22 protein-coding genes and 3 pseudogenes are annotated in these 26,472 nt (G+C 39.0%); 8 read left to right on the top strand and 17 right to left on the bottom strand.

Annotation, left to right across the window (positions count from 1 at the left end):
• Positions 1–2: 2 nt before the first annotated feature.
• From ACLIIY_RS06005 to ACLIIY_RS05995, 3 genes are all read right to left on the bottom strand, one after another.
• On the bottom strand, positions 3–845 hold the full coding sequence (locus tag ACLIIY_RS06005; RefSeq protein WP_025789580.1) for a sugar ABC transporter permease: 843 nt from the start codon (positions 843–845) through the stop codon (positions 3–5).
• 4 nt (positions 846–849) lie between these two features.
• On the bottom strand, positions 850–2,154 hold the full coding sequence (locus ACLIIY_RS06000) for a sugar ABC transporter permease (protein ID WP_025789581.1): 1,305 nt from the start codon (positions 2,152–2,154) through the stop codon (positions 850–852).
• Positions 2,155–2,256: 102 nt separating this feature from the next.
• The gene (locus ACLIIY_RS05995; protein WP_025789582.1) at positions 2,257–3,492 is read right to left on the bottom strand and encodes an extracellular solute-binding protein; all 1,236 of its coding nucleotides are present in this window, start codon (positions 3,490–3,492) and stop codon (positions 2,257–2,259) included.
• A 213-nt stretch (positions 3,493–3,705) separates the two neighbouring features.
• Here ACLIIY_RS05995 and ACLIIY_RS05990 point away from each other — a divergent pair, with 213 nt between their 5' ends.
• The 3 genes from ACLIIY_RS05990 (at position 3,706) to ACLIIY_RS05980 (ending at position 7,143) form a co-directional block, all read left to right on the top strand.
• Positions 3,706–4,809, top strand: a complete 1,104-nt coding sequence (locus tag ACLIIY_RS05990; protein ID WP_025789583.1) for an ABC transporter ATP-binding protein — start codon at positions 3,706–3,708, stop codon at positions 4,807–4,809.
• A 78-nt stretch (positions 4,810–4,887) separates the two neighbouring features.
• The gene (locus ACLIIY_RS05985) at positions 4,888–5,895 is read left to right on the top strand and encodes a LacI family DNA-binding transcriptional regulator (protein WP_025789584.1); all 1,008 of its coding nucleotides are present in this window, start codon (positions 4,888–4,890) and stop codon (positions 5,893–5,895) included.
• A gap of 249 nt (positions 5,896–6,144) precedes the next feature.
• Entirely contained in the window at positions 6,145–7,143 is a 999-nt protein-coding gene (locus ACLIIY_RS05980; protein WP_025789585.1) for a glycoside hydrolase family 53 protein, read from the top strand.
• A 196-nt stretch (positions 7,144–7,339) separates the two neighbouring features.
• Here the strand turns inward: ACLIIY_RS05980 and ACLIIY_RS05975 are convergent.
• From ACLIIY_RS05975 to ACLIIY_RS05960, 4 genes and pseudogenes are all read right to left on the bottom strand, one after another.
• Positions 7,340–8,275: pseudogene (locus tag ACLIIY_RS05975) on the bottom strand (IS5 family transposase).
• A 265-nt stretch (positions 8,276–8,540) separates the two neighbouring features.
• Entirely contained in the window at positions 8,541–9,044 is a 504-nt protein-coding gene (locus ACLIIY_RS05970) for a hypothetical protein (RefSeq protein WP_025789587.1), read from the bottom strand.
• Positions 9,045–9,070: 26 nt separating this feature from the next.
• Positions 9,071–9,706, bottom strand: a complete 636-nt coding sequence (locus ACLIIY_RS05965; RefSeq protein ID WP_025789588.1) for a hypothetical protein — start codon at positions 9,704–9,706, stop codon at positions 9,071–9,073.
• A gap of 832 nt (positions 9,707–10,538) precedes the next feature.
• The gene (locus ACLIIY_RS05960; protein ID WP_025789589.1) at positions 10,539–11,366 is read right to left on the bottom strand and encodes a hypothetical protein; all 828 of its coding nucleotides are present in this window, start codon (positions 11,364–11,366) and stop codon (positions 10,539–10,541) included.
• Positions 11,367–12,177: 811 nt separating this feature from the next.
• On the opposite strand from ACLIIY_RS05960, the gene ACLIIY_RS05955 reads away from it, so the two are divergent.
• A complete protein-coding gene (locus ACLIIY_RS05955; RefSeq protein WP_237302072.1) occupies positions 12,178–14,805 on the top strand; it encodes an AAA family ATPase in 2,628 nt (875 codons plus the stop codon).
• Positions 14,806–15,078: 273 nt separating this feature from the next.
• The gene (locus ACLIIY_RS05950) at positions 15,079–16,053 is read left to right on the top strand and encodes a hypothetical protein (RefSeq protein ID WP_224723971.1); all 975 of its coding nucleotides are present in this window, start codon (positions 15,079–15,081) and stop codon (positions 16,051–16,053) included.
• A gap of 230 nt (positions 16,054–16,283) precedes the next feature.
• Here the strand turns inward: ACLIIY_RS05950 and ACLIIY_RS05945 are convergent, their stop codons facing one another.
• From ACLIIY_RS05945 to ACLIIY_RS05925, 5 genes are all read right to left on the bottom strand, one after another.
• Positions 16,284–16,655, bottom strand: a complete 372-nt coding sequence (locus tag ACLIIY_RS05945) for a transcriptional regulator (RefSeq protein ID WP_025789592.1) — start codon at positions 16,653–16,655, stop codon at positions 16,284–16,286.
• Positions 16,656–16,785: 130 nt separating this feature from the next.
• Positions 16,786–16,983: a hypothetical protein gene (locus ACLIIY_RS05940; protein WP_005376117.1), complete on the bottom strand. Its 198-nt coding sequence runs from the start codon at positions 16,981–16,983 to the stop codon at positions 16,786–16,788.
• Positions 16,984–17,139: 156 nt separating this feature from the next.
• The gene (locus ACLIIY_RS05935; RefSeq protein WP_025794814.1) at positions 17,140–17,907 is read right to left on the bottom strand and encodes a hypothetical protein; all 768 of its coding nucleotides are present in this window, start codon (positions 17,905–17,907) and stop codon (positions 17,140–17,142) included.
• 309 nt (positions 17,908–18,216) lie between these two features.
• Positions 18,217–19,605, bottom strand: a complete 1,389-nt coding sequence (locus tag ACLIIY_RS05930; protein ID WP_025794811.1) for a relaxase/mobilization nuclease domain-containing protein — start codon at positions 19,603–19,605, stop codon at positions 18,217–18,219.
• Positions 19,595–20,140, bottom strand: coding sequence for a hypothetical protein (locus ACLIIY_RS05925; RefSeq protein WP_025538535.1), 546 nt, complete (start codon positions 20,138–20,140; stop codon positions 19,595–19,597). Before ACLIIY_RS05925 ends, ACLIIY_RS05930 begins: the two co-directional genes overlap by 11 nt.
• Positions 20,141–20,750: 610 nt before the next feature.
• Between ACLIIY_RS05925 and ACLIIY_RS05920 the strand changes: the two are divergent.
• Positions 20,751–21,634 (top strand): annotated as a pseudogene (locus ACLIIY_RS05920) (IS5 family transposase).
• 75 nt (positions 21,635–21,709) lie between these two features.
• Here ACLIIY_RS05920 and ACLIIY_RS05915 read toward each other — a convergent pair.
• Positions 21,710–23,614, bottom strand: a complete 1,905-nt coding sequence (locus ACLIIY_RS05915) for a recombinase family protein (RefSeq protein WP_069500128.1) — start codon at positions 23,612–23,614, stop codon at positions 21,710–21,712.
• A gap of 98 nt (positions 23,615–23,712) precedes the next feature.
• Between ACLIIY_RS05915 and ACLIIY_RS05910 the strand changes: the two are divergent.
• Positions 23,713–23,976: pseudogene (locus ACLIIY_RS05910) on the top strand (carboxypeptidase M32); the annotation flags it as partial.
• A gap of 92 nt (positions 23,977–24,068) precedes the next feature.
• Here the strand turns inward: ACLIIY_RS05910 and ACLIIY_RS05905 are convergent.
• Both ACLIIY_RS05905 and ACLIIY_RS05900 read right to left on the bottom strand, forming a co-directional pair.
• A complete protein-coding gene (locus tag ACLIIY_RS05905; RefSeq protein ID WP_020197642.1) occupies positions 24,069–24,368 on the bottom strand; it encodes a DUF3861 domain-containing protein in 300 nt (99 codons plus the stop codon).
• Between the two features lie 20 nt (positions 24,369–24,388).
• Positions 24,389–24,883, bottom strand: a complete 495-nt coding sequence (locus tag ACLIIY_RS05900; RefSeq protein ID WP_434528298.1) for a DUF2798 domain-containing protein — start codon at positions 24,881–24,883, stop codon at positions 24,389–24,391.
• A 96-nt stretch (positions 24,884–24,979) separates the two neighbouring features.
• On the opposite strand from ACLIIY_RS05900, the gene ACLIIY_RS05895 reads away from it, so the two are divergent.
• Positions 24,980–25,414 (top strand): MarR family winged helix-turn-helix transcriptional regulator, encoded by a 435-nt coding sequence (locus ACLIIY_RS05895; protein ID WP_434528297.1) that lies wholly within the window; start codon positions 24,980–24,982, stop codon positions 25,412–25,414.
• 70 nt (positions 25,415–25,484) lie between these two features.
• Here ACLIIY_RS05895 and thpR read toward each other — a convergent pair whose 3' ends face one another.
• Both thpR and fos read right to left on the bottom strand, forming a co-directional pair.
• Complete coding sequence (thpR, locus tag ACLIIY_RS05890) at positions 25,485–26,006, bottom strand: RNA 2',3'-cyclic phosphodiesterase (RefSeq protein ID WP_285379243.1); 522 nt, start codon at positions 26,004–26,006, stop codon at positions 25,485–25,487.
• 10 nt (positions 26,007–26,016) lie between these two features.
• A complete protein-coding gene (gene fos / locus ACLIIY_RS05885) occupies positions 26,017–26,415 on the bottom strand; it encodes a fosfomycin resistance glutathione transferase (RefSeq protein WP_434528296.1) in 399 nt (132 codons plus the stop codon).
• Between the last annotated feature and the right edge of the window lie 57 nt (positions 26,416–26,472).

Here is a 26,472-nt window from a genome sequence, read left to right as displayed (position 1 = left end):
TATTAGCCTTTTGTACTACCTGCTGTTAAGCCAGATACAAAGTATTTTTGTAGTGATAGATAAAGAAGCGCTACAGGTATTGAAATAAGCACAGCACCCGCTGCATATGTGGTATAACTCGCCCCCATTTTTTCTACGACCAAATTATATAAACCGATAGGTAACGTATAATTTTCAGGTGTTCTTAGAATAGTTGTAGCGAGAATAAAATCGCCTAGAGGACCCGTGAAAGAGAATAAGGCTACTACTGCAATAATTGGTTTTGAAATAGGCAGTATGATTTCCAAAAAAATACGGATATTACTCGCACCATCCATTTTTGCTGATTCATCCAGGTCTTTCGGTATCGCGTCCAAGTAACCTTTCATTAAATACGTGTTCATCGGGATCATGCCACCAACATAAACCAGTACTAATGCAAGATGGCTATTAATCAATCCCAACATCTGAGCTAAGACAAATATCGCAATTAGGGCGGAGAATTGCGGGATCATCTGCAACAGAAGGAACAGCATTAGACCATTTTTCCTTCCTTTAAAGCGAAAGCGTGAAAACGCATATGACGTACATGACACACTGATCAGCGTTAGTACCATGGTCAAAAAGCTGATTTTCAAACTATTCCAGAACCAGGTCAGGTAAGCTACTTTGTCATTAGCAAACAAAGTGGCATAATGACTCAGAGTCGGGTTATCCGGGAATATGGACTCACCCATGATACTGTTACCTGGATAGAATGACGCTCCAACCGTCCACACTAACGGGTAAATAATGATCACTGATACCAACAAAATTAGGCCGTAACTCAATGTCAATCGGATGCGATTACTACGTTTAATACTCATATTTTTATCTCGCTTCTTCTTTGAATGACTTGGTCATACGGAATTGCCAAAGAGCAATGCCCACAACAAAAATCGACAGTAATAAAGTGATTGCAGATGCAATACCGTATTGCGATGAGGACATCGTCAGTTTATAAATCCATGACACCAAGATATCGGTGCCGCCCGCGTTACTACCAATGACAGCAGGACCACCATTGTTAAACAGATAAATAATATTGAAGTTGTTAAAGTTAAACGTATATTGAGTAATCAAAATTGGAGCGATTGAGTACAGAACCAGCGGTAAAGTGATGGTTCTTAACTGCTGGAGTTTACTTGCACCGTCCATCGTCGCAGCTTCATAAAGATCATTAGGGATCGCCTGTAGAACCCCCGTTGTCATGGCGAATACAAATGGGAAACCTAACCAGGTTTGGATCATGATGAGCGCGACTTTCGTCCAGAATGGGTCTGTCAGCCAAGCTTTAGGCTCAATACCAAAGAAGTCGAGAATCACGTTGTTGATGACACCAAAGCTGTCGTTAAACATCCCGGTAAAAATAAGGATGGTAACAAAGCCCGGTACCGCCCAAGGAAGAATAAAGATAGTACGGATCAGAGGCTTAAATTTAAGGTCTTTTTGGTTAACCAGAATCGCCAAAAGAACCCCGACTGTACATTGCAATGTTGATGCAACTAATGTCCAAACGACCGTCCACTGCAACACATCGATAAAGGTGTTACGCCACAAGTTAATTTGGAAAATGTTGAAGAAGTTCTTCAATCCAACCCAGTCCACCAGCTTCGCAGGCGGTGAGTTGTAAAGGTTGTAGTTAGTAAAACCAATCGCAAAACCAAAGATGATCGGAAACACAACAACAAAGACTAAAAGGATAAAACCCGGACTTATCATCAGATACGGGAAGCCAGCATTGATGACATTGCGATACTGAACACGAAGTGAGTTCAGTGGGCGGCCTTCATCAAGCAGTTGACCGTTTTTGTAGGCGTCATTAATGCTGAGTACATAAACCGCTAAACCAAATACCACCACTAGCGAAGCAATAATGCCTTCTGCGAGTAGGAAAACTGAGTTGTCCTCTGGTAGGTTTTCGCCAAGTGTGACAAGCCCCCACATACCGTGGGAAATAAAATCACGAGTTACTGCATAAAAACTTGTTAGCAAGATGAAGAACATCATGCCTTTTACAAACTGTCGATTATAAAACTGGCCAAAGCCAGGAATTACTGAAAATAAAGAGGCAGTAAACCGTTGGGATCGATACAGCCCCGAGTTATGCTCAAAATGTTCACTCATGTCAGACATCACTTACAACTCCATTTCGGAAAACTTCTGGCGTCTGTCAGCCCCAGCCCAAGATGGTTATATAGGGCCGACAATTGCTTTCGCCAGAACAATATCTTTAAATTATTGGCCCATCATTGCGTGGTTAGCTTCTATTTGCATATTGATGCTGTCTACTGCAGAGTCGAGTGCACTTTTCGCATCTTGTTTATTCGTTGCAATCAACTGAAGTGCGCTGTTCGCAGGGCCCCACACTTCGTTCATTTCAGGAATGGAAGGCATAGACGTAGCGTGAATGGATTGCATCGCCACTGCACTTGCACCTGGGTCATTCTTGATAACAGGATCGTCTACCAATTTTGTCACTGCCGGAACCTCTCCAGTTAATTCAAAACGGCGCTTCGCATTGTCATAGTTATTGACGAACGTAATAAACTCTTGCGCTAATGGTTTGTTTTTCGAGAAAGTGGAAATGCTGTAACTCTTCACGCCCATAAATGACCCCATTTGCTCACCAGATGGCAATTTTGGAAGTGGGGCTACACCATAGTTGATCCCTGCTTCTTTGTAAGGCTGGAGCGCCCAAGGACCAGTTTGAACAATCGCTGCTTTGCCCGACGTGAATAGTGAATCGATAGCATTAAGCCCGTTATTACCAATGATGCCTGTAGGGAATACTTTAGAGTCATAGAACTTCTGAATGAATTTCGCGCCTTCTACTGCCCCTGGAGTATTCAATAATATTTTATTAGGATCATACGAACCGTCGTCTTTTTTAGCGAAAACATCACCACCCATACCGTTTAAAATTCCGTAGGTGTAATAAAGCTCATCCCATTTTGCTAGCAAACCGTATTTATTTTCTTCGCGAAACTTCTTAGACAGCTCAAATATTTCGTCCATCGTTTCTGGTAGCTCAGCAATAAGATCTTTGTTGTAAACCATAAATACGGTTTCAACGGATTTTGGCAAGCCGTATAGCACGCCATTGTAAGTCAATGCGTTAATAGAAGATTGACTAAATGTATCGGTAACGGCTTTATCGACCTGAATTGGAGCAAGTAAACCTTGGATAACCGCCCCACCGATCTGATCATGTGGGATCAAGACGACGTCAGGGCCAGTACCTGCTGGGCCATCCATGCGCAGAGATTCGACCTGACCGCCATATGGCATTTCAAGCACATTCACTTTCACATCATGTTTCTTTTCAAACGCTGCGACCGCCTCTTCATTACCCAAAGACTTTTGAATGTCTTCCCAGACTAATAAGGACTGCTGCGCTAACGCCATTGGCGAACAAAATAGAGCGGTAACTGCAAGAGCAGATAGTTTTTTACTAAATTTATTATTATCCATAAAGTTTCACGCCTTTTCGTTTTGGTAAAAATAATTTATGGTGCAAATATGCTCCTTTGTGTTATTTTTTCCATACAGGCTATTCATTGATGTGATTTAAATCACTAAAGCTAGCAGTTATTGTGATTAATCAGACAAGTGAGAATAAAATTTACTAAATAAAAATCGAATTAGATCACATACTTTATTTATTATCATTTAAGAGGAATTAAAATGTCTTCGATCCAGTTATCCAATGTCGTAAAACGTTTTGACGATACCCAAACCATTCACAACGTAAACTTGTCGATAGAAGAAGGTGAGTTTGTGGTGTTTGTTGGTCCATCTGGCTGCGGAAAATCAACGCTCTTGCGTATGATTGCAGGCCTAGAAAACATCAGTGATGGAGCAATATCTATTTCGGGAAATGTCGTTAACGACACTCCACCATCAGAACGAGGGGTTGCTATGGTATTCCAGTCTTATGCTCTATACCCGCATATGACTGTTGCAGAAAATATGGGTTACTCACTAAAAGTAAACAAAGTTCCAAAAGAAGAGCGAGATAAAAAAGTACAGCTGGTTGGTAAAGCACTACAGTTAGAACATCTACTTGATCGTAAACCAGCCCAACTGTCAGGCGGGCAACGTCAGCGCGTTGCTATCGGTCGTGCTATCGTGAGAGATCCTAAAGTGTTTTTATTCGATGAGCCTCTATCAAACCTTGATGCAGAATTACGTGTGGATATGCGTCTACATATTGCAAAGCTACATCAAGAACTTAAGTCAACCATGATCTACGTAACGCACGACCAAGTCGAAGCCATGACATTAGCAGATAAAATCGTCGTGCTTCGTGATGGTAAAGTTGAGCAAGTTGGCTCACCAATGGATCTCTACCATAACCCTGTTAACAGATTTGTTGCCGGATTTATTGGCTCGCCTAAAATGAATTTTCTTCCTTGTACCGTTGAAGCTTGGGATGAAACGAGCTTAACAGTGAGTCTAGATGTGGGTCATTCAATCACTTTACCGATAAAAACAGCTCAGGTTGAAATAGGTAAAAATCTAACGTTAGGTATTAGACCAGAACACCTCACGACAAATCCAGATATGATCACACTTGCATTCCAATGTGAAGTGGTCGAGAGACTGGGAGGCATGACTTACATCTTTGGCCAATGTGGCGGCGTGGATGACTTCAAATACCTTCATCATGGGGACACACAAGTACAGCCTGGTGAGTCAATTTCGCTATTTACATCACCTTCCCATTTACACATTTTTGAACCTGATGGAAACGTCATTAAATTTGATTCTGTACAATCAACACATTAGCGCTTTAGTGCCAAAGAGCATTCAGAATGCTCTTTGGCATGCTAGGACCGTCCGATAAAAACAATATAGGGTAATCTTTTGGCTACACTTAAAGACATTGCACAAAGAGCGAAGATTTCTACTTCCACTATTTCTCGCTTTCTTAACGAAGACCCTACTTTGTCTGTAAGTGAAGACAAAAAACGGGCCATTTTGGAGGCAGTAGAGTCTCTTGGCTATCAATCCCCTAAACGCAGTAAAAAACAGTTTGTTCATCATGAAGTAACCAAAACGAATGAGCCATTTGGCGTACGTGATGTTGTTATGTTGAACTTTTTAACGCCGACACAGGAAATAGACGACCCGTATTTCACTTCTATTCGTGCTGGCATTCAAAATCGATGCTTAGAAAAAGGAGTCGATTTAAGAACACTCCATTTAGACCAGATCGATACTAATATAAATCTAATAGAAAACGCTCCAGCCGTCATTGCAGTCGGACATTTCTCCAAACATATTGTAGATACCTTATATCAAGCTAACCACAATATCATATTTGTTGATTCTAACCCTTTAGGTAGCAAAACCGATGCAGTCTTAATTGACCGGTTGGCGTTGTCCAATGACGTTATGCAAAATGTACTAAAAAGCCGTTGTAAACGACCTGCTTTTATTGGCAATAACGAGGAGCGGTTACATACTTTTCGTAAAGTTACCAAAGAAAACGGCTTGTATCACGATGCGCTATGTAAAGTAAGTAAAGAGTATTGCATCGAGTCGGGGTATCAAGCAATGAAAGAAATGCTACAACTCGATGAGCTTCCCGACGTGGTCTACGCCGCGACAGACATGGTGGCCGTTGGTGTTTATCGAGCCATTTATGAGGCAGGGTTAACCATTCCAACCGATATACAAGTCATCGGCACCAATGATATCTCGTCAGCCCGACATATGAGTCCAAGCCTTACTACAATGCGACTGTTCCCGTTTGAAATGGGAGAAGTAGCAATAGATATGTTTATTGAAAAAATGGAAGGCAGAAAATACAAAAAAACGGTTTTATTTGGTCATGAGTTTATATGGCGAGACAGTTTTAAAATTAACTAACTGCGCGCTAATTTATGATTCTTTAACATCACGGATGATAAAATTGACTTAATAAATTTGTAGATGGATCATAATCACAATTATCTAAGTAAATTTACTTAGATAATTTACCCACAATCACAACTACATAAATCACCTTATAAAAATAATCACTAACACTTTTATACATCACCTCAACACTAAAATCCTTTGCTATATTATTTACGTTTAAAAACAATTAAAACGTGAATATATAAAAACGGTGAAACGATGAACAATACCCTAAAAACACTAGCCATCTTCGGCTCATTAGTGGCCTCAAACTATTCTCACGCTTTTATTAAAGGTGCGGATATTAGTTGGATAACTCAGATGGAAGACAGTGGCTACGAGTTCTACAACGATTGGGGCTATCGACAAGATGTCCTTTCAATATTACGAGACCATGGCATGAACGCAGTGCGTCTTCGTGTCTGGGTTAACCCCAGTGATGGTTATTACAGCTCACTGAATGATGTAATTGTCAAAGCGCAGTGGGCCAAAGACGCGAATATGGATGTGATGATTGACTTCCACTATAGCGACACTTGGGCCGATCCAGGTAACCAGTGGAAACCCGCAGCATGGCAACAACTGAGCTTCGAAGATTTAATGGGACAAGTATGGTCTTACACTAGAGACTCACTCAACACCTTAAAAGCTGCAGGTATCACACCAAAATGGATTCAAGTCGGTAATGAAACCAACAACGGAATGCTATGGAATGAAGGAATGGCTTCAAGCAACATGCGTAACTATGCATGGTTGTTTAATAGCGGACGCAACGCAGCCAAAGAAGTATTCCCAGATGCCAAGGTCATTGTCCATTTAGCAAACTGTCACGACAATGCTAATTTCCGATGGATTCTTGATGGCTTACAATCCAACAGTGCTTGGTGGGATGTTATTGGCGCATCGTCCTATCCCAAGAATGCTACTGGCCTTACTTGGCAAGAAGCAAACAATCAATGCCTCTCTAATCTCAATGACATGGTCGAACGCTACGGAACGGAAGTGATGATCACTGAAATTGGCGTGCCTTGGGATGAGCCTCAAGCAAAGACTATCGTTGCCGATATGATCCAAAAAGTACGTAATGTTAATCAAGATAAAGGCATTGGGATTTTCTATTGGGAGCCACAGGCATATAGTTGGCAAGGTTATACGTTGGGTGCATGGGATCCAAATACGCGCCAGCCTACTCAAGCTCTTGATGCCTTTCTTGAATGAGTAAAAACATAAAATATTTTTCAAGCCCCTCTTTGATTAGAGGGGCATATTCGAAAGAACAAACTTAAATTAATAATTGTTTCTATAACGCTTTCCACACTGACAATATCATTTCATCATAAGATGATTTTTTAGTAGATCCAGAGTATCTAAAGTCAGTTTTTGATGATGTTGTGGGCTTTGTTGCGTAATTCGGTCAGAGAACCAAACTGCCTGAAATTGAGCAATTAACACACTGCGTTTCAAGTATACCAAGCCCTGTAAGTTTGTTCAGCGCTTTAATCATAGCGTATGAGCATTGTAGTTTCTCAGGCTTAACCGGCCACCTAACAACTGCTTCACTCGATACATTGCTGTCTCTTATAGTGAGCATTTATGATAGCCGTACCACTTTTTCCACTTACTGTTGGCTCCGTAGAGCTTCTGGCAACCTACCGCTAAATTCCTAGGGTGACCATTCTCCCAGAAGGCTGCCTTTTCTCTTGGTGGGATTCGTGGAACAGCTCGCTTGATCCGTATGGCATCGTGGCAATCCCTTGTGTCATAAGCGCAATCACCAGATATCTCAATAATTCTTCGGCGTGTTTGCTTGAGCAAGTTAGAAAAGACTTCTACATCGGTAACATTAGATAAACTCAGTTCTGCCGCGACGATTTCGTGAGTGCTGGTGTCTACCGCTAAATGCAACTTTCTCCAGACTCTACGCTTCCCGTCAGTACCATGCTTCTTGACCTTCAATTCACCTTCGCCATAAACCTGAGGCCTGTTGCATCGATGGCTAGATGCTGTGTATTACCACTCTAGTCTTTGGTTTAAATAAAACCTCGACTTGCTTAGTTCTTCGACTGATACAACTGTAATGTGGACAGACTATAGGAACGTTAGCCAATGAAAAAACAGAATCGATAAACCCTTGCAATGCTCTCAACGACATTGAGAAAACTCGTTTCATCATAAGCGCAGTGGTAATGGCTAAGTCGCCGAACTGACGAGGTCTACCACGTTTACCTTGTTTACTCTGCTTCCACTTGTGAATAGCTTCTTCATCCATCCAGAATGTCAGAGAACCACTATTAATAAGCGATAGATTGTATTGATTCCAATTAGTGGTTTTGTAGCGAGGTTTCGGCATTAGGCTAAGTTATTGGATAAACATAGTGGATCAGATCTTAGCTTATCGATTTTGTTGGATCATGGCGTTGAAGGCAACACTGTCATACAAATGAGCAAAAAGGAGAAAGGCACATTTTATATCACAAATGATGGTGGGTTGATTTTTTGGTGGTCAAGGAAAGGCTGGATTGCACAAAGTAAAACTTTGATCTAGCAAAAAAAGCAAGCTGCGTCTAGACTTTGAGGGAGGTAGCTTGCTCTCTAACGATTGAGCTGAAAAATTATTAAACACTCATTGCGATATCTAGCCAATACGAGTATTGCTCATCTGACTCAAACTCATTAGGTGACACATGACAGTCAATTTCCAGTCCATTCTGGAAGACTAGAAATCCACAATCACAACCAAAAGCATATTGGTCAGCAAATTTTACTTTAAAGCGGATTTCACGGTACTTCTCTGATAGCGCGATGAATATTGGGTATGGCATATTATTAAAGGAAATAAAGCTAATTCTACCGTAAACATATTCATATTTTTCCTCAAGCTTGAATTCACTGTGCCAAGCGTTCCATTTTGAGTACCAATGTTTATAATTCCAATCACTGTCTTGCTCAACATGACAAGAACTATTCTTTCCTTCCAAAACCTTCAGATACTCAGGGCTAGGAATTAACCTATTAAAATCTAACTCATTATTTTCATTACTAATGCACTCAATAATGGAACTTGCATGAGCAAGATCTTCAGTTTTAAATTCGATAATATTTATTATGCGATTTGACATTATTTTTACTCTTATTTATGAATCATTTATATGGTTTTAACTTGAAATTTTTTGTCTTCATAAATATTGAGTAAATCCACTGGGATCTTTAGCCTTAAAGTCGCGCCTTCACTCAAGACGGTTGTCCATCGTTTTTTTGAGCCACCCGAAGTACAATAGCCCGATAGTAATGCAATCCCAGTTTCAATTCGAGCACCTGAATCACGACTAAATGCTTTACAAACAGGATACCCAAGAAACTCTATCGCCTTGCCATGCTCTTGTATTTCCTCGATAGCCTCAATCTCAATCGTAATGAGATCGCTATTGAAGGTTTGATCGAGTTCTTCAACTTCTTTTTCTACAATACTTGAAAATATCCAAGCGCCCTGAGATTTATCCCAAGTACCGCCGAGTTTACGGCACTCTTCAATCAACAGTGTGTTATATGCTGATTTTAAAGAACAAATGCCTAATTTAGTTTGTTCTTCTACGTTTGCTGCTAACTTATAAATCAGATCAGTCCCATACTTTGAGCGAACTGAGATATCTATAACAGCAAGAAAATGCTCACCTAACTCTAAGTCTTTTGAGCACTCGTCGATCAAAATCTTACAAGATTTATTATTGTCTGTTGTCGCAGCAAAGTACTTTCTGTTCTTTTTAATTACATTGAAATTCATAATATTTACTCCATTTATTGACTAGTAATACCCTCCTTCTCACCGCTAGGGTGACGAATGTTTTTAATATAGTTTCATTTGTTTAACTCAATCTTTACGCAAGTAGAGATAGAGAGTTTTCAGGTATATTAAAACCAATAAAAACTGCCCAGTCAACCACTATTTACATTAAAAACAATGACTTACATTTACTTTTAAGCTTATTTATATCTAATAAGAAACATGGACTAGTGGGAGGAAACCTCTTTACCCCCTATCGGGGGTAAAAGCCGACTTACCCTCTAGAGGGGGTAAATTGCACTATAAACTTTGGTTTGATTAAAACTATTCAATTATTGACCAATGCACTGTGTAAACAGTGCTCGTTCACGGGAAGCGGCTCTCGCCGCAGATTACAAATGACCGATTTGCTTGGCTGTGACTTAAGGCACTCTTAAAGGTCGTCAATCACGGGGGCAAACTATTCGTTATGGCTGCTTAAAGGATAGCTTTGACCGAAACAATGATATGGTGCTTCGTGCTTTGGCCTGCGCACCATATGTATCACGGCGTAGCTCTTGAACTCTAGGATGAGAAAAGGATGAAACAACGGATTTGGGGACTGAGACTGTATGCCTAACAGCACAAGGGTTATCGCCGAAGTAGGCAATGCGGCGTCAGATGATATCGCCGCAATTTACGACCCCGCAGGGTCGATTTACCGAAGAATAGGTGCTAGCTTTTAGCAGTATATGAATCCTGGTTTGATTCAATTCATAGTGAATGACTTTAGCTTTATTACTAGTACTGATAGTAACTAATTATATACTTCTAAACATGCTCTTTTAGAAAATCACCAATCATTATCTGGTTTATCCATGTGTTGGTATATGTTTAGAGCATAATTCCAATCATTCCATTGCAATCGTTTACCGTTTAGATTCATACACTCATCTAGAAATTCATTATAGTCGTCGTTACTCGCGAAAAGTTTGAAGCGGTTAATTCGTAACTCTGCTCTTGCTCGATTATCAACAGCCACTAAAACAATTTGTTCTCCATTGACAGCTTTATAGTTTTCTAAACGGATGTCATTGCCTACACCGCAACCCGCTACCTGGAAATCATAATCCTCAACGTCAAGGCCCGTTCTCTCCTCAAGCAATGCTTCAAAAGTATACTCCTCAGAAAACCCCATCTCTGCTGCTTCTATAACTTTTTCAAAGAACTCTGTCATTGTTTCTTCAGTATATGAACTGAATACTGTAAGGTTATCATAGTCAGAAATTAAACAATTCTGGTGATCTAAATCTAGGGCTGAAACTTGGCAATCAGATGAGAATTCTCCATCGTATAATTGAACAAATAGGTCACCAGACCACTGATGCTCTTCACTCTGTATACTAGCTGTTACAATGGCGTTAAATCCGTCTCCATAATCCCAGGGAAAAGCCTCTTGAAAGTGAGTAATAATCTTAACTCTTTCTGTATCAATATCTTCTCTATCAATGGGACTTGAAGCCAACTTTACTGTGTCAATAAAGTCGTTATTAGAGTTCGATACGATTTCTCTTACGCCCTCTTTCACATCATCAGTGATGCGCTGATCAGTTTTATTCGCAACTATAGGTTTTGCTGAGTCACATAGATCACGGATAAGTTTGTTTTTTTGTTTAACCATTTTTATTTCTCCATTTATATACTAGTAAAGTCCTCCCTTCACCTCTAAGGTGATGAATTATTTGATATTATTTAGTTTATTTAACTCAATCTTTATGCAAATTGAGATAGAGAGCATTCATTTTCATTAGAACTCACCAAAAGCATTATGTCAATGAATTATTACTATAAAATACAATAACTTAAGTAACATAAAGTATTTACTTTTGACTTCATTTATATATAAAAAGAAAAACGAAATCCTTGAAAAGGAACGGTCTTACCCCTTATCGGGGGTAAACGACAGACTACCCTCTATAAAGGGTAAAGATGGTTTGTTGACTATGAATTAAACATCGATTGATGCACTGCGAAAGCAGTGCTGATTATGAGCGGCTCGCGCCGCAGGAGTCGAATGAATAGGTTTTGTGGTGCTGATCAATACTGGACTCTAAGTTAAGCAACTTTTGATGCTTTTTATCCAGAACCGTGCTGAGGGAGGATCTGCTCCAGCCAGACTGGACACTCAACTAAACGAGTTTCCCATATCTAAGTTAAATCATTGATTACTAATATAACAAGACATATAACAAAGAAATGTCCAGCACTTTCACAGTTGGCACTTCTTAACACAGAAGTGCCCAAACTGTGTTACGCTCGAGAGAACAGCATTCATTCTTAGCTCATAATCGCATAAATAAAATTTATGATCGAGGCAAAGGCAAGACCTGCCCCCTCCCTGTTTGATTGCAACGTTAGTGAACTTTGGAGCAGTTAGAACAGATTTAAAACTAAAAATAGCTAACCTGTGATTGGTTTGGTAGGGAATAGTAATGATAAAAAATGAATATTTGCGCTTTTTGCAAACATTGAATGCCGAGGAGGTGTCAGCAGGCGTACGAAAAGTTGCAAATCTTGTTTTTGCGCACTTTGAAGAGGTTTATCCATTAGGCACGACACAAGGCAAACGAGTCAAGAAAGTTGCTAGCCTAGCATCAAATCAGTGGGCTAACCTTTCAGATGCCATTGCAGAAGTTACATACGAGACTGGTAACGCTGGCAAAATGTTCAAGCAGCTAAAGTCTATTGAAATTGGTCCTTTTCGTGGTTTTGCCAAAAAAGAGTCTTTGAGCCTACACAGTCTGCTTGTTTTGATTTACGGGCCAAATGGTACAGGTAAATCAAGTTTCTGCGAGGCGTTAGAGTATGGTTTGCTAGGTGCTGTTGAAGAAGCGCAAAATAAGCGGTTCCGTAATCAGGATGATTACCTGAAAAATGCTCATACCAACTCATTTAGTCCACCACAGATCTTGGGTGTTGATCATCAAGGAAATGATGTAGTACTCCAACCTGACGAATCTTTATATCGCTTCTGTTTTGTAGAAAAGAACAGAATTGATAGCTTTTCTCGCATTGCAGCGCAGGCACCAGCTAAACAAATGGAGCTGATATCAACACTGTTTGGGTTAGATTCATTTAATGAATTCGTAAAAAACTTTTCACCAGAAATCGATGGTAAGTATATTGATTTAGTTGGTGAAAAATCAGTTCAGTTGAACCTTAAGCGACAGACTCTTGTTGGACATCAACAACAAATAGAACAAAACAACACCAACTTGAAGCAGCTTGGTGGTGAAGAGGCTGCGCTGGCACAACAATATCGTCTAGGCTGTACTTATAATCAAATGATGATAGAGCTAAACGGTGACGATCAAAACCCTGGGCTAATTAGTAAATTGGAAACTGATTTGCAACAGCCAGTATATGCGAAAAGCGGCTTGACCCAAGCTAGGCTTGCTATTATTCGAAGTGAAATCAATACAAACCTTGCTAACTACAATGCTAGCCAACAAGAATTGGTTAATGCCAGTCAGCAAGTATCATTTAAGCAGTTGTATGAATCAGTATCTAAATTACAAGCGAATAGCCCTGATAAGTGCCCAGCCTGTAAAACTCCATTGACACAGACAGCCCTGAATCCTTATGCACATGCAGACGAAGAGCTGCAAAAGCTACAGCATCTTGCAGTTTTACAAGCTAAATCCCAAGAATACTATCAGAGCCTTAATCAGTCATTGGCGGAACTATCACAAGTCATTAATGTTTCCTGTGATCGTTTAACAGCTAACCCTCTTCATAAGTTTAGACTTGCCTCTAACATCCAGCCTACAATTAAGTGGTTTAACTCAATGCTTCAACCGTCGCAAGGTGGTTATACGGCTTGGCAACATCTGGAAGCGCAAGTACAACAATTGGAGCAAAGCGATACCGCAATTGAACAACAAGCCCAAGTTAGAACGGCGAAGCAGCAGGAACTGAATAGACTACGTGGTTTTGCGAAGAGCATAACTGTATTACAAACACGCCGCCAAACAGCTCAAACAACATTTGAAAAAGCAACTCAAGCAATTGCTAGTTTTGATCAGGAGAATGCAGAGTTAATCTCTAGTGTTGAGGGTGAAAAACATGTGGTTGCACGAAATAAGGAAATCGTTAGTGCCTACGCATCCTTTGTAGAGAAGCTTAATGCGTATAAAAATGCTTTGCCAGTTAAGCTAGTTGCTGATTTGAGTGAAAAAGTAACGGAGCTATACAATGCATTCAATCGCTATGATTCTCCAAACGATAAGCTAGCGGCAGTTCAGTTACCACTTGGACAAAACCAACGCTTGAAGATTTCTTTCCAAGCAGAGCCTGAGAAACACTTCGACGCTTTACATGTACTCAGTGAAGGTCACATTCGCTGTTTAGGTTTAGCGATATTGCTTGCCAAAAACATCAAAACGGATTGTCCGCTGTTGATCTTCGATGATCCAGTTAATGCAATCGATGACGAACATAGACAAGCAATCAGAGAAACTTTATTTAAAGATGAGTTCTTCAATGCCAAGCAAATTATTATGGCGTGCCATGGTGAGGAGTTTTTTAAAGATACACATCAAACGATAGGTTCAAAAGCAGCTAAAAGCGCGGAATCCTACATCTTTATGCCTCAAAAAGGTGAACGACACGTTCAAGTGCTTTCTCTTCAGCGCCCTAAAAACTATGTTTTGGCAGCTTCTGAGTTATATGCGCAAGCTGAATATCGAGATGCTTTAATGTCATCTCGTAGAGCTTTGGAACACCTTTGTGAAAAGGCATGGCTACACTATGGAAAGCATTGTGACAATACAGATAAACCAATCAGTGTTTCTAGGCGTACTCCCCATGCACCTTGGGACTTAAGAGCTTTAGCTGATAACTTGCGCTCTAAATTAAACAAGTCCAAAGCAGCTATACCAAATAAAGCAGATATTGTTGTTGCATTAGATTCTTTACTTGGAGTTGGCGGTCAAGATCCACACTGGGTCTACTTGAACAAGGGCACACACGAAGAAACAGATCGAGTCGAGTTTGAGAATGGAACAGTCGGAACAATTGTTTCATCACTTGATGCTCTTGATAAAGCACTAGAAGTATAGAAATGTGAAAATGGGATCAGGTTTTGTTTTTGCCCAATCTGATCTTCTTCGAGTGTTCGTTATCTCTTAAAAATCCAAACTCGGAATTGTCCAGAACCTTAATAGTTGGCATAGTTGGCACTTTGTAACTAAAAAGTGCCCTACTTCGACTTAGGGTAGATGTTCTTCACTAAACTAACGTGTTCATCTAGACTAAGATTTTCTAATGTCTGATTTTGATATCTCGGCGTATTATCAGGAAGTGAAATGAACAAGAACCTAGTGAATATCTCATTGGAAGAGCAACAAGCTCAACTCGAAAGTCGCAAACACTACACATTCTTCAAAGATGGTTACATTGATGGTTATAGCTTTGCTTTTGGGCTGTTCGAATCACTATGGTTAGATGGTTTTGATGTAAAGAACCCTACAGATCTGCTCAATGCACTGTGTTTACTCATTGAAAATGAGCATGTAGAACAAAAGAAAGTCTTTGAAACTCATATTAATGATATGACCCCAGAAGCCTACGCAATGTATCCAGAAGGGAAAACGATTCTATTCCATTGCACATTCTTTCTTCATAATATACACAATTATATTTCCCATATCGGAGAGCGAGTTATTCAAATCCCAAGAACCGAAAAGGATATGCTTTATTCTTGGTGGTTAAAGCGTGAGAACGTCTATACATACACATATCTTGATACCTTTATGAAACAATTCACCGAGATCTTGGATTCTATGCCAAGCTTTAGGCCTATGGTGATGAATTTGCACATCTCAAGACACATCCCAGATGAAGAGTTTTCTGCTTATTCAACGATCATCAAGAAAGAAGAGCGCTCTAAGCACATTGTTGAGCGTATCAACGAGGCCATAAACCAAGAATTTTATCTCGAAGCAATCGCTCTTGAAGAAAGTTGCATTTCAGACCGTTTATCGTTGGTTTTGTACTTGAAAGGGCAAAAAGCAGGGACAAAGAGCTTTGCAAAGCTCACAGAACTGTGTGATGAGTTTTTACCCAAGAATCTTAAGCGTGATGTGGACTCGTGGCGTAAAGAGCGAAATAGATCGATTCATAACTTAGTAAGGTCTTCACCTCTTGAAGAGATGATCGACCTTGAAGAGCTTGACTTACTTTCGGTATATACGGCCAAGAAAGGGTTGAAGTTACTTGATGATGTAAATATTTGGTTTGAAGAATTCATTCTTTCTGAGATGAACCCGTTCTGTTTGCGATTACAAGAAGAAGTAACCCTGAACTAGATTTGATGTTCTTGCACAACTAATTTTAGCTCCCCCTTTAGAAACGGGAGATTCGTATTTCGGTGATTTCGATCGCGTTTACGTTGTTTTTCAAGCAAGTCGCCATATTTTTACAATTTAGTAACATAAACGATTGCTCTCTGCACACGTTTCAGGGATCGAATACACCTCATCGATATAACGCCAGTCTCACGTCTGCGCACCAACTCCATGTATTAAAAATTGATGAGCTATAGAAGCAGATCTTCCAGTTCTTTACCCATGAGGACCTCAAAAGATGTATAAATTGCTGTAAGACACTCTTCGTTTCCACACCTATCAATACGAACAAAACCTTTAGATGCAAGGTCGTCAATAGAAATCGAAAGTTCTTCGACACTGCGACCTGTTATCTCAGATAACTTCCTTACATTATTTGCTCTATCACGAGAAATCATATACAAAAGCTTAATATTTTCGTTAGTTAAAACCTGGGCCAGCTCCGTTAATGATGTAAACCACAAATGAGGAAAATTTTCTACATGGTTTAATTTACCAGCTGAAACATCCAACATATACTTACGAACTAGTTCTTCATCGGCTATTCCAATTCGAGCTTTCATAGTCTGTCCATATCTATAAAATATAATACTTCCCTTTAATGGAAAGAGAAAACAGTGATAATAATGATAAATTACAGTCGACTTCTCAAACCTTATTATCTAAATCTAATTTCATTAAACCGCACTATTATTACTCACTACTTTTATAAAGCGCAATAATTTTAAGAACATCAGCTGTAATATTAATTGCTTTAGAGCCTGATGGTATATCCATCTTATCTTGGTATTGCACCCAAACTTCACCATTTTTTGATATACGGATCATTGCAAATGTTTCGTTAAGAAATGACTTATTGACGCCAAGCTGCTCATGAATATCATCATTCATAATCATCCCTATTACATGTTGGTAGCAGAATATGATGAATACTAATCCATGATGTTCAGTAAAACAATACTATTCATCCATTATGTTTAAAAATGGACACTTGAATATAATATGAAAAGCCAGATCTTTGATCTGGCAGATATCAATGAGGTTTTATTAAAGACTGGAACACAAAGACTCTAACACCTTTCTTTCAGTGCTTAATTTTTTAACTCTATTACCAGTCTCAAAACTGTCTATTTTACTCATGTGTTTAACAAAACGATCAGCATTTGCTTTACTTGAAATTTTGAAGTTAGATAAATGATTGTAAGTCTTAATTTTATCAGTTAATTTTTTATCATAGAAAAGCATATTCTGAAAAAGAATATCAGGCATAACGTATGCGTCTAATACTTGTTTAATTCTGTACATTGACTGATACAGATCTTGTGCTTCTACAGCAGTCAAAAGACCATCTAAAGCAAGCTTTTCAACAATATCTGCAACATCATGGATTGGCTTTGATATCTTTGCCGCCTCTTTCTTAATTCCAGCTCTATCAATATCGAAATAACCACGGCATTCATTCACTTTTGCTTCATGATATATTCTATAATAAGATTTGTGTTTAGCTATAAACTTGTCGTAAGCCCCTTTGGTAACATTATACTCCCCTGACTTTACACATTCAGTTACATCGTTTTCTAGAAACTCTTCAAATGTATACTTTGGAATGTCATCAATACGTTTTTTGGCAACAATGACAACCTTATTCTTAGGACAGCCATTTCTTACTTCTTCATCACATCTTTTAATATTTAGTCGAAGATAAAGAGTCATTCCTTTCCTATGTCGATACGGAGTGAAGTTCTTACCATCATCAAGTATATTATTTCTTTTCTTATCAATCGCGACATTCATTGCATCTGCATAATTAGCCATAACTTAAACCTTACAATTTATTCTTATCTTTTAATACAAGATACCAGTTAACTTTATATAAGTAAACAAACTGGAATTTACAAAAAATATAATTTTAACAGGTTGATTCGTAAAATTTATCTATTACGAATAAACTAATTTTAATTATTATTGACGGGTAAATTTAATAAAATATTTATTAACTATGACGAATCATTGATTTTTAATAATTAGTGAGGAATTAAAAAATAATGACTAGTGAATTATATATAGAAAGTGATATAATTACATTTAATGATAGCTATAAATATTAGGCTAATTATTTATACCTTAGTGATCCTGGCTAATGATACTTTCTAATAGTTTGTTCACCGAACTTCGTTGTGGTTTATCATTCTTGTGTAAGATATCAACATGAGCAGTAGCAATAAAAGTCTTATAGTCACTCTCAGAAATCTGTTTTGTGCTTAAATTTTCAAATACATTTTCCATTGTTTTTCGCTTAGTGATACAGCTAAATGCTTTATCAAGAGTATCCAAAAATAGCGCTTCAATAACTGTTTCAAAACCCATTTCGACATCTTTAAGCATAGAAATCATCTCAACGACATACACGACATCAGAAGCGCCTTTTAATCTTTTACGTGCTCTCAGATTCCATTTCATGTCATCTATGAATTGTTCTACTTCTTTGCGATATCTAACATTCACAGAAAGCATCACAAGATAACTCCTCATATCTTGATCTTGCTTACTTTCGTAAACTCTAAGCGCATTATCTGATTGTTCTTGAGCGTGCGCAGCCGCTCTTTCTAGTTCTTCTTCATAGTTACTCAGGTCCTTACAGGCGTCATGTAGAATACCGTTTCCAATAAGCTTTCCGAGTGTATATTTTCGATTTCCACCTAACTGGGAGGCAGACATTCGAACTCCGTCGAGATTAAATACGATCCCCACCGCAACCCCCTTCTTTGTTTGTAGCTCAACTTTGAGGCTTGAATGTGTTGATTCAACAGCAGTGACAAACTCTGCAAGATTAGAGCGTGGCTTTAACTTATTGATACCAGTTTTTACCAGACGAGCTATTTGAGCCTTTTTGTTAAATATTTTAGCGTCATTAATATCAGCATAGGAATCGTAACCAATCTTATTACTACTTACTAATTGTCGCAGACCAAACTCTATCTCTAGCTCCCTCATTACTTCTTGTGCTCGTATCTTGCTATAAGAGTCTTTGATGCGTTTTCTTGTTACTATATCGATAGTAGATGTGACTACATGTATATGTTGTTCATCGGTATCATTATGTTTAAAAGCAATATATCGGCAATTTGCGTAACCCAAATGATTCATCAACTTTTTAGCTGTTTTGCACCATTGGAAATTAGTTAAACTCTCATTAGTATCTAAGCTTACAATCATGTGCTTAAATTGCTGTTTGGCGGTTGGATTAAGCCTTATAGACTCCTGCATCTCCCTTATCGCAAGTGCCATATCTAACATCTCCCCTGGTGCGTTTTTAGCATTTACAGGGATATGTATAATATTATTTGCATAAATAAATTCTGTTACTGCATCAGCGCTTTTAGTGATTCCTGCACCATAATTTACTAAATATTTAGCCACTCGTTCATCGTCACCAGCCACATACTTTATGAGAGCGTCTACGGTCTGCTCAGTGTGCTCACCGCCTTTTTGTGCAGGTTCCTTATAGATCATGACTTGACCCTCTGAATTCTTTCAGTGCCTGAACAAGCTTGTCTTCACTTAAATGCTGTTTTGCTATTTCATAAGCCGCTTCTTGAGTAAAGCTATTTACTAGCAAGTGACGAGTTGCCTGAAACTCTCTTAATAGTCCCGCTAATATTACAAGAGTACTTTCTATTTCATCTCTTGTGAGAGCTTTACTATTCTCAATATCGGTGGCAATTGTTTTAATTTGATCACTGAGTTCTGAAGTTTCTGTAAAGAACTCTTTAGATGCCTCTAGAATGATGGGTTTGACTTTTACAGCATTATTGATGACGTCACGAGTAAATGCTGAAAGCTTTGAATAACCAGCCATACATTGCTTTTTAACTAGTTCTTGATATTCTTTTTCAGTGAGATTTGTCTTTACTGATTTAATCTGCAAATCACCAGGTTCTTTACGAGGTTTGTATTTCTCTTTTTTTACTGTCTTAATGGCGGTTTCAATAGCTCTAAAATCTTTTGCACCTACACTTCTTAAAATGTCTAACATATCGTGTTTCATAATTATTACCTTTTATTGTATCTATACTCACCTCTCAAATAATTAGATATAGCTATTAAGATTTAAGACTAACAACATATGATAAACCAGCGCTAACACCGAAGGGGGTTAGAGCAACCAACCAGAATGGGCGGAGTATTTGTCGGCGTTTTTATTTGGGACAAATAAACGCGCAGACACAGCTTGCTTCAAAACTTATTTCTTATATTATTAAATTAAATAATAATATTTTCAATATTTATTTAACCTTAAATAGCACTAAATATTTAAATAAAACATCACTCTTGAAAAAGAATATATAAATCATAATGATAATATGCCTTGATTAACTTGGAACGTTTTAGCTACTTACAATATAAGTAGAAGATAAGTCTAATTTACTTAATCATTAAGAAGTCATGACATATTATTTTCGTGGAATAATCAGTCCGTAATTATTAGCATGTAAAATTTAAATCATTATTACTTACTGTAAATTAATAACTAATCTATATTGAATAAAAGTAGATTTTATCTTTGTTATAGATTCTGGGTTTGTTGTAGAAATCGAATGAACTAAATCAGAATCTTACGATCAGTTCAGGGACACTTATTCACTTACTTTAATTTCATTCCGAAGCTTCAGTACAACACCACGAGCTGGCGCAAGTACAATAGCTCACGAATCTACCGAGCTTAACTCACGTTTTGGGTTGACGAAGCTGCGATAACTGAATGGAACAACCTAAGCAGGATAGGCATGGTAGACTACGGTTGTTTAGTGATCTATCTATCACGACTGCTCTCATGGTAAAGCGCGTGTTTACCTTGCCTTTAAGGGCATTGCAAGGCTCTATCGACTCCGTTTTTAGATTGGCAAATGTTCTGTTGGTTTGTCCCTATACCTATATAAGTCGCCGAGCTAAGGATGTTGAGGTTTGCTTTAAAACCTCTTCACGAGGCGCTATTCAGCACTTAACCATTGGTGCAACTGGACTCGAGGTATACGGTGAGGGCGAATGGAAAGAGAAAAAGCATGGAACCACTGGTAAGCTTCGAGCCTGGCGCAAACCACATCTTGCTGTTGATACCGATACTCATGAAATTATCACAGTTTAGCTGACACTATCAGGCGGGACAGGTGTAGAAGTACTCCCCTAAACACTTAAGCAATCAAGGAAATCTCGGGAGTCGTTGCTTACGAAACCAGGGAGTACCACAAGGTGATTAGAGTTAAGAAAATGATGCCTCCAAGTGCCTAAGCAACCTTCTCTGAAAAGCGGCATCTATGCAATCTGTAGTTCGCTGCCAGAGACTCTATGGGTCAAACAAAAGTATATGGTTACCATAGACGTTCACTGTCTGAAAACGCAATGTATCGCGTGAATGTGTTACTTGGAGTATCACTCACTCATTAGTAATGACAATGCATAAATTGGGGACAGTTATGCCATGATTAATGCACTCAATAAGTTCACTTGGATAGGTATGCCCAAAACTCAGTATTTCGCTTAAAGGACGAACGATTTAGCTAGCGTGCGCTCGTAAGCTTGATTCAGCAACAAAGTCATTTATACCCTTAAATAACTATTAACTTTCATCTTCAGGTTGATTTATCATTTCATTCATAAAGGCTTCAGCAAGATCCGACGCAAACCAAAGGTTCTCTGTACTATTTTCATTTTCGTTAACTAATGTGCCTCTTTCACCTAGATTCTGGAAGTTATCAAAACCTACATCGTTCCATGCTTTCAGTTGTTCCTCCGTGAAACTTCCCAATGATTCATCTGCAAACTCGTCACTTATCTTTGAAAATAAAAGTGCGTTTGTTTCAGCACTCACAAAAATTGATAGTTTCTTGTCCGTATAAAATTCCACGTCAACAACATTTACAATTGCATTCTCAAAAAGATTTGGATATCCATAACATTCTAACTTCTTTTTTTCCATGTGCACTTCGATTTTGCGTATACATTGCATCAAAATACTCTTAACAAAAGTCCTCGCTTCATTATTGTTATAATTTCGAGCATCATTTACTGTTCGAATGAATTTTTTAATATCGTCAGGTGCAATCTTAAATTGTTTAAATTCAAGTTTCTGCTTAATCAATTCCTCCTTTTCATTTTCTAAAGTTTCATAGTCGAATTTTAACTTTAATTTAATTTTTTCATCTTTAACTGTACGACGCATATCTATGACATTAGCCATTTCTAAATCAATTTCTTCTAAGCGATCAGAGTTGCGAATTATGTCAGCTGGCTTAACTTGAGTATTTATTAAATTATAATCTATATGCCTCGCTACCGAGATAAGAAATGCGTCTTCAATATAGTCTTGAATGATGCTTTTACAACAGTTAGCTGTTTCCTTGTGCTTTGAACAATGTAATCTTCGTCTAATTCCATGCTTTTGCTTCTGTGGCTGAGAGCCAATACTTCTGCCACACTTTACACATACTGACTTATTTCCATAATCAGTCAATAAATATACCAAGCCATTTCTCTTGCTTTTGTCGCCTTTATTCGAACCATATCGGCGTTTTTTTATCGCTTGAAAGGTGTCAAATTCCTCTTCAGACATAATTGCTGGGTAGTATGACCTTAACACATAGTCTTCTACATGCTTCTTCCCATCCTTCTGATAGTTGAGGTTAACCACATATCTACCACAAAGAGCTTGATTAGAAACAATGTGTGATAAAGTTGATACACCCCATACATCATTCTTTGGTTTCCTTGAATTAGCAGGAGAATGTTTTAATTGTGATGGTGGCTTAATGCCACGGTTTAGCAGCTCTACACTAATAGGCCGAAGTCCCATCCCTTGCTTAAAATGCATATCAACAATTAATCGAATAATTTCCTCATGCTCATTGAGTTCAAAACCAGTCTTTATTTTGGGGTGAGGTCGTTGCTTTCTACTTATCCAAAACGGAAGAGGACCAGCTAAATCCGAAACCCCTCCTTCTTCATGTGTTGCTATTTGACCATGGAGAAAGTCAATCGAGGCCTCTGTCTTTCTTAAGGATTCTTTGTGCGCTCTAACCATCTCAAGTACTGATAAAATCATCGTTCCAAGAGGGTCTTTTGCCATAGTTTCCTTAGAGTAAATTTTTTCATCCGCAGCAGTAACTACAACTATGTCTGCATTTACTAGCGAAGCTAGGGTTGCTTGTGCAATATATGGTTGTTCTCGACTTAAACGATCAAGTGATTCTACAATCAGCACTGAGCCTGGCTTAATTAACTGTTTTTCAACAGCAGCTAAAAAGACTCCTAAAGCTCCTTTTGTTTTATGGTGACCATGAAATGCAGAAAGACCTCTATCTGTCATCACCAAGTCTTTATTGATTTTTAAGTTAAACTTCGCTGAAACCTCATCAATAAATTTCTTTTGCCTCGCTAATGAGCGGCCTTTTTCTTGTCTAATATTCGAAAATCTGCTGTAAGAATAAATCTGGGGTTCAGTATGAGAAAAATGTTCCAACTTCATCTAAATAACCTATCCATGAGGTGACTGTATAGTTATGACTGTTCGATAAGCCTATGTCAATAAATACTTTTTTAAAAAGTATCAGTGTTCAGTATGCAGATGGCGCCTTTGGTTACTTCCCATCATACACGCTTGGCGCGATGTACGCGGCGCAGTTTATGGCAACGATGCAGAAAACCGTAGACGTGGATGGCGCGATTCGCTCTGGCGATCTGTCACCAATCTTTACTTGGTTGTCTGACAACATATGGAGCAAAGGCAGCTTGTTCTCGACCGATGATTTGGTGACGCAAGCAACAGGTGAAGTGTTAAACGCGAAACACTTTAAAGCACATCTAGAAAGCCGATACTTGGGTAAATAACTTTCGCCAAGCCATCACACGAAAAAAGGCTGGTTTAATACCAGCCTTTTTATTTGCGCTAGAGTCTACTCAAAGCGCTCAGACGCTTATAATTAAGCTAGATTACGTTTCACCGTACTCTTCATGTTTTGCATGAAGTTTCTGAAGTGTGGCATGAAATCAGCGAATAACGGATGCTTGCGATCTTTCATCATCACAGGACCAAGCAGACGAAGTGCAACACCAACGCGTGTCGCATCTGCAGGTTCTAATCCGCTGCCCTGACCGATCTTATCTACGATGTTCAACATGTCTTCGCGATCTTGAACTTCAAAGCTCAAGCTTTTTGCTTCACGGCCTTCTTCTACGTTTACTTCTTCAATAGTAATGCGGTAGTGGTTGTCTTTTCTCATCTCATTTCTCCAATCAATATTCACTCGCTTTTTAGAAAGCGTTCAATCTTTGGTTTGATGGTCATGGATGTAATGGTCATCAACACCATTGCTACAGGTAACGCAGCGAAAAGTCCTTTTAACCAAGCAGTTCCAAATACGGATACGTCCTCAAACCCTATGTTGTTAGCGGCGGTGATAAACGCCATAACGGATTCCATAATCAGCGCCATAAAGACACCAACCACAAAGTTTTTCTGCTTTTCACTGGCGCGGCTGAATAGTTTGCCAACCAGTTTGGTCATTAGCGTCATCATCACCATACCCGTTGGCATAAGGACAACAATCGCCATTAAGAATGAGCGCAACCAATCGCTGAAGAAAGAATCGGAATAGCCTACGTTCATGTAAGTCATTACGCCTGTCAGTGTCCCTCCCATGAGTGTCATCATCCCTAATACAACAGCAATTTTATGAATCAGTGGCGTCTTCGCCGGTTGTGTCAGTTCGTTCGACATGGTCAAGGATTCTGTCATTCAATTCTCGCTCTTGAAGTTACTCTCAATTAAGTTGATAATGTCAACTATAGTTATTTGGTTGATAATGTCAACCACTTTTGTTTGGAGTGTTACATGTCGAATCCAAAATCGCTGGATAATCTGTTCCATCTTGTGCACGTCTTAAAGCGTCAACTGCACGAGCAAATTGAGCAACTAGAACTCCCTATCGCGCCTATGCATGTCCGGGTGATAAAAATCATTAACAAACAGTCACCATGTACGGCAATGGATGTGGTGAACTTCTTAAACCGAGATAAAGCACAAGTCACACGCTTAATTAAGACATTGATTGAAGAAGGCTTTATTGAGAAGAGACCGAATCCAGAAGATAAACGCAGCCAGTGTTTGTTGACCACCGAGAAAGGCAATGAAGTGTTGTCGAAGATCAAAGCCGTCGATGCTGAGATCTTTCAAAAGATGACGTTAAACGTGTCTGAGGAAGAGCTAGAAGCGTTCCAACTTGTCGCTGGGAAACTGGCAGAAAACCTGTCGAAAAAGCCAAGCTAAAAAACGGTAATCATTTTTGAAATCGGTTCAGCCATTATGGATTACTGGCTGAACTGATGTATAGAAAGTGCTAGCAAACTACTTCTTCTAGCGCGTGATAAACGAGCTTCCCATCAACCGTTTTGCTTTCCATTAAAGCGATAGAATAAATCGGAAGTGGTAAAGGTGATATCTCAACAGCATCAAGTGGTGCTTGTTTATCGACGTGGCGAGCAAGTGTGATGTGAGGAACATAGTCACGTGACTCCGTCACAAAGCCATGCTGTTCTAATGCCTCTATGAGTTCGTTTTGCAGTGTTGTAACCGCTAAATTATCTTTAATCCCCAACCAAGCCAGTTGCCTGCCACTTTGGCGAAATGAACCTAGGTGATCGACCGTAACCTGCTCACAACGGCAGCTAAGTTGATGAAGAATATCAATAAGACGCTGCGTTTGTTCTTCTGTCGATTCACCGATAAAAGCCAACGTAATATGAAAATTATCGACGCAAGTATAGCGCCCTTCTATCTCATGCTGTTGAAGCCTATCTTGGATCTGCTTGAGCTGTGATTTACTGCCTTTATCAAACGTGAGGGCGAAAAATAATCTCATCTAAACGCTCCTACAACCACTCTAAACCTTCATAAGGTTGATGCTTTATGCTCTCTAATCGCGAGTACAAATCACCACTGTGGATTTCTAATTTGTGCCCATCAGGATCTAGAAGATACAGCGAATCCCCTTCACTCTTGTTCTTTTTCCATTGAGCAATATCGAGCTGAATAAGCTTTTGAGAAAAGTCCGTGAAGTCTTGCTGTGAGATAGAAAAAGCGATGTGGGAGTAATCACTCTTCTCGTCTGGCTTATCGACCGATAAACAAAACCAGAGATCACCCAAAGAAAGATACGCGCCTTGTCTCCACTTCACGTGCCCCTTAAAACCGAGCGCGTTGATATAGAAATCGAGCGAGCTTTCTAAATCACTCACCGCTATCGTAATGTGGTTCAATCCTGTCAGCATGGTTCATCCTTGGTCATCAAACGTCGCTATTGTGGCAAACAATCAATCAATCAATCA

Source organism: Vibrio sp. K4, assembly GCF_051122595.1.
Taxonomy (GTDB): domain Bacteria; phylum Pseudomonadota; class Gammaproteobacteria; order Enterobacterales; family Vibrionaceae; genus Vibrio; species Vibrio owensii.
Note: the sequence above shows the minus strand (reverse complement) of the source record. Positions and strands in the feature narration are given on the sequence as shown.

Coding starts and splice junctions, on each gene's coding strand:
- ACLIIY_RS06005 (WP_025789580.1), bottom strand. CDS start 845: ATGAGTATTAAACGTAGTAATCGCATCCGATTGACATTGAGTTACGGC.
- ACLIIY_RS06000 (WP_025789581.1), bottom strand. CDS start 2,154: ATGTCTGACATGAGTGAACATTTTGAGCATAACTCGGGGCTGTATCGA.
- ACLIIY_RS05995 (WP_025789582.1), bottom strand. CDS start 3,492: ATGGATAATAATAAATTTAGTAAAAAACTATCTGCTCTTGCAGTTACC.
- ACLIIY_RS05990 (WP_025789583.1), top strand. CDS start 3,706: ATGTCTTCGATCCAGTTATCCAATGTCGTAAAACGTTTTGACGATACC.
- ACLIIY_RS05980 (WP_025789585.1), top strand. CDS start 6,145: ATGAACAATACCCTAAAAACACTAGCCATCTTCGGCTCATTAGTGGCC.
- ACLIIY_RS05970 (WP_025789587.1), bottom strand. CDS start 9,044: ATGTCAAATCGCATAATAAATATTATCGAATTTAAAACTGAAGATCTT.
- ACLIIY_RS05965 (WP_025789588.1), bottom strand. CDS start 9,706: ATGAATTTCAATGTAATTAAAAAGAACAGAAAGTACTTTGCTGCGACA.
- ACLIIY_RS05960 (WP_025789589.1), bottom strand. CDS start 11,366: ATGGTTAAACAAAAAAACAAACTTATCCGTGATCTATGTGACTCAGCA.
- ACLIIY_RS05955 (WP_237302072.1), top strand. CDS start 12,178: ATGATAAAAAATGAATATTTGCGCTTTTTGCAAACATTGAATGCCGAG.
- ACLIIY_RS05945 (WP_025789592.1), bottom strand. CDS start 16,655: ATGAAAGCTCGAATTGGAATAGCCGATGAAGAACTAGTTCGTAAGTAT.
- ACLIIY_RS05940 (WP_005376117.1), bottom strand. CDS start 16,983: ATGAATGATGATATTCATGAGCAGCTTGGCGTCAATAAGTCATTTCTT.
- ACLIIY_RS05935 (WP_025794814.1), bottom strand. CDS start 17,907: ATGGCTAATTATGCAGATGCAATGAATGTCGCGATTGATAAGAAAAGA.
- ACLIIY_RS05930 (WP_025794811.1), bottom strand. CDS start 19,605: ATGATCTATAAGGAACCTGCACAAAAAGGCGGTGAGCACACTGAGCAG.
- ACLIIY_RS05925 (WP_025538535.1), bottom strand. CDS start 20,140: ATGAAACACGATATGTTAGACATTTTAAGAAGTGTAGGTGCAAAAGAT.
- ACLIIY_RS05915 (WP_069500128.1), bottom strand. CDS start 23,614: ATGAAGTTGGAACATTTTTCTCATACTGAACCCCAGATTTATTCTTAC.
- ACLIIY_RS05905 (WP_020197642.1), bottom strand. CDS start 24,368: ATGAGAAAAGACAACCACTACCGCATTACTATTGAAGAAGTAAACGTA.
- ACLIIY_RS05900 (WP_434528298.1), bottom strand. CDS start 24,883: ATGACAGAATCCTTGACCATGTCGAACGAACTGACACAACCGGCGAAG.
- ACLIIY_RS05895 (WP_434528297.1), top strand. CDS start 24,980: ATGTCGAATCCAAAATCGCTGGATAATCTGTTCCATCTTGTGCACGTC.
- thpR (WP_285379243.1), bottom strand. CDS start 26,006: ATGAGATTATTTTTCGCCCTCACGTTTGATAAAGGCAGTAAATCACAG.
- fos (WP_434528296.1), bottom strand. CDS start 26,415: ATGCTGACAGGATTGAACCACATTACGATAGCGGTGAGTGATTTAGAA.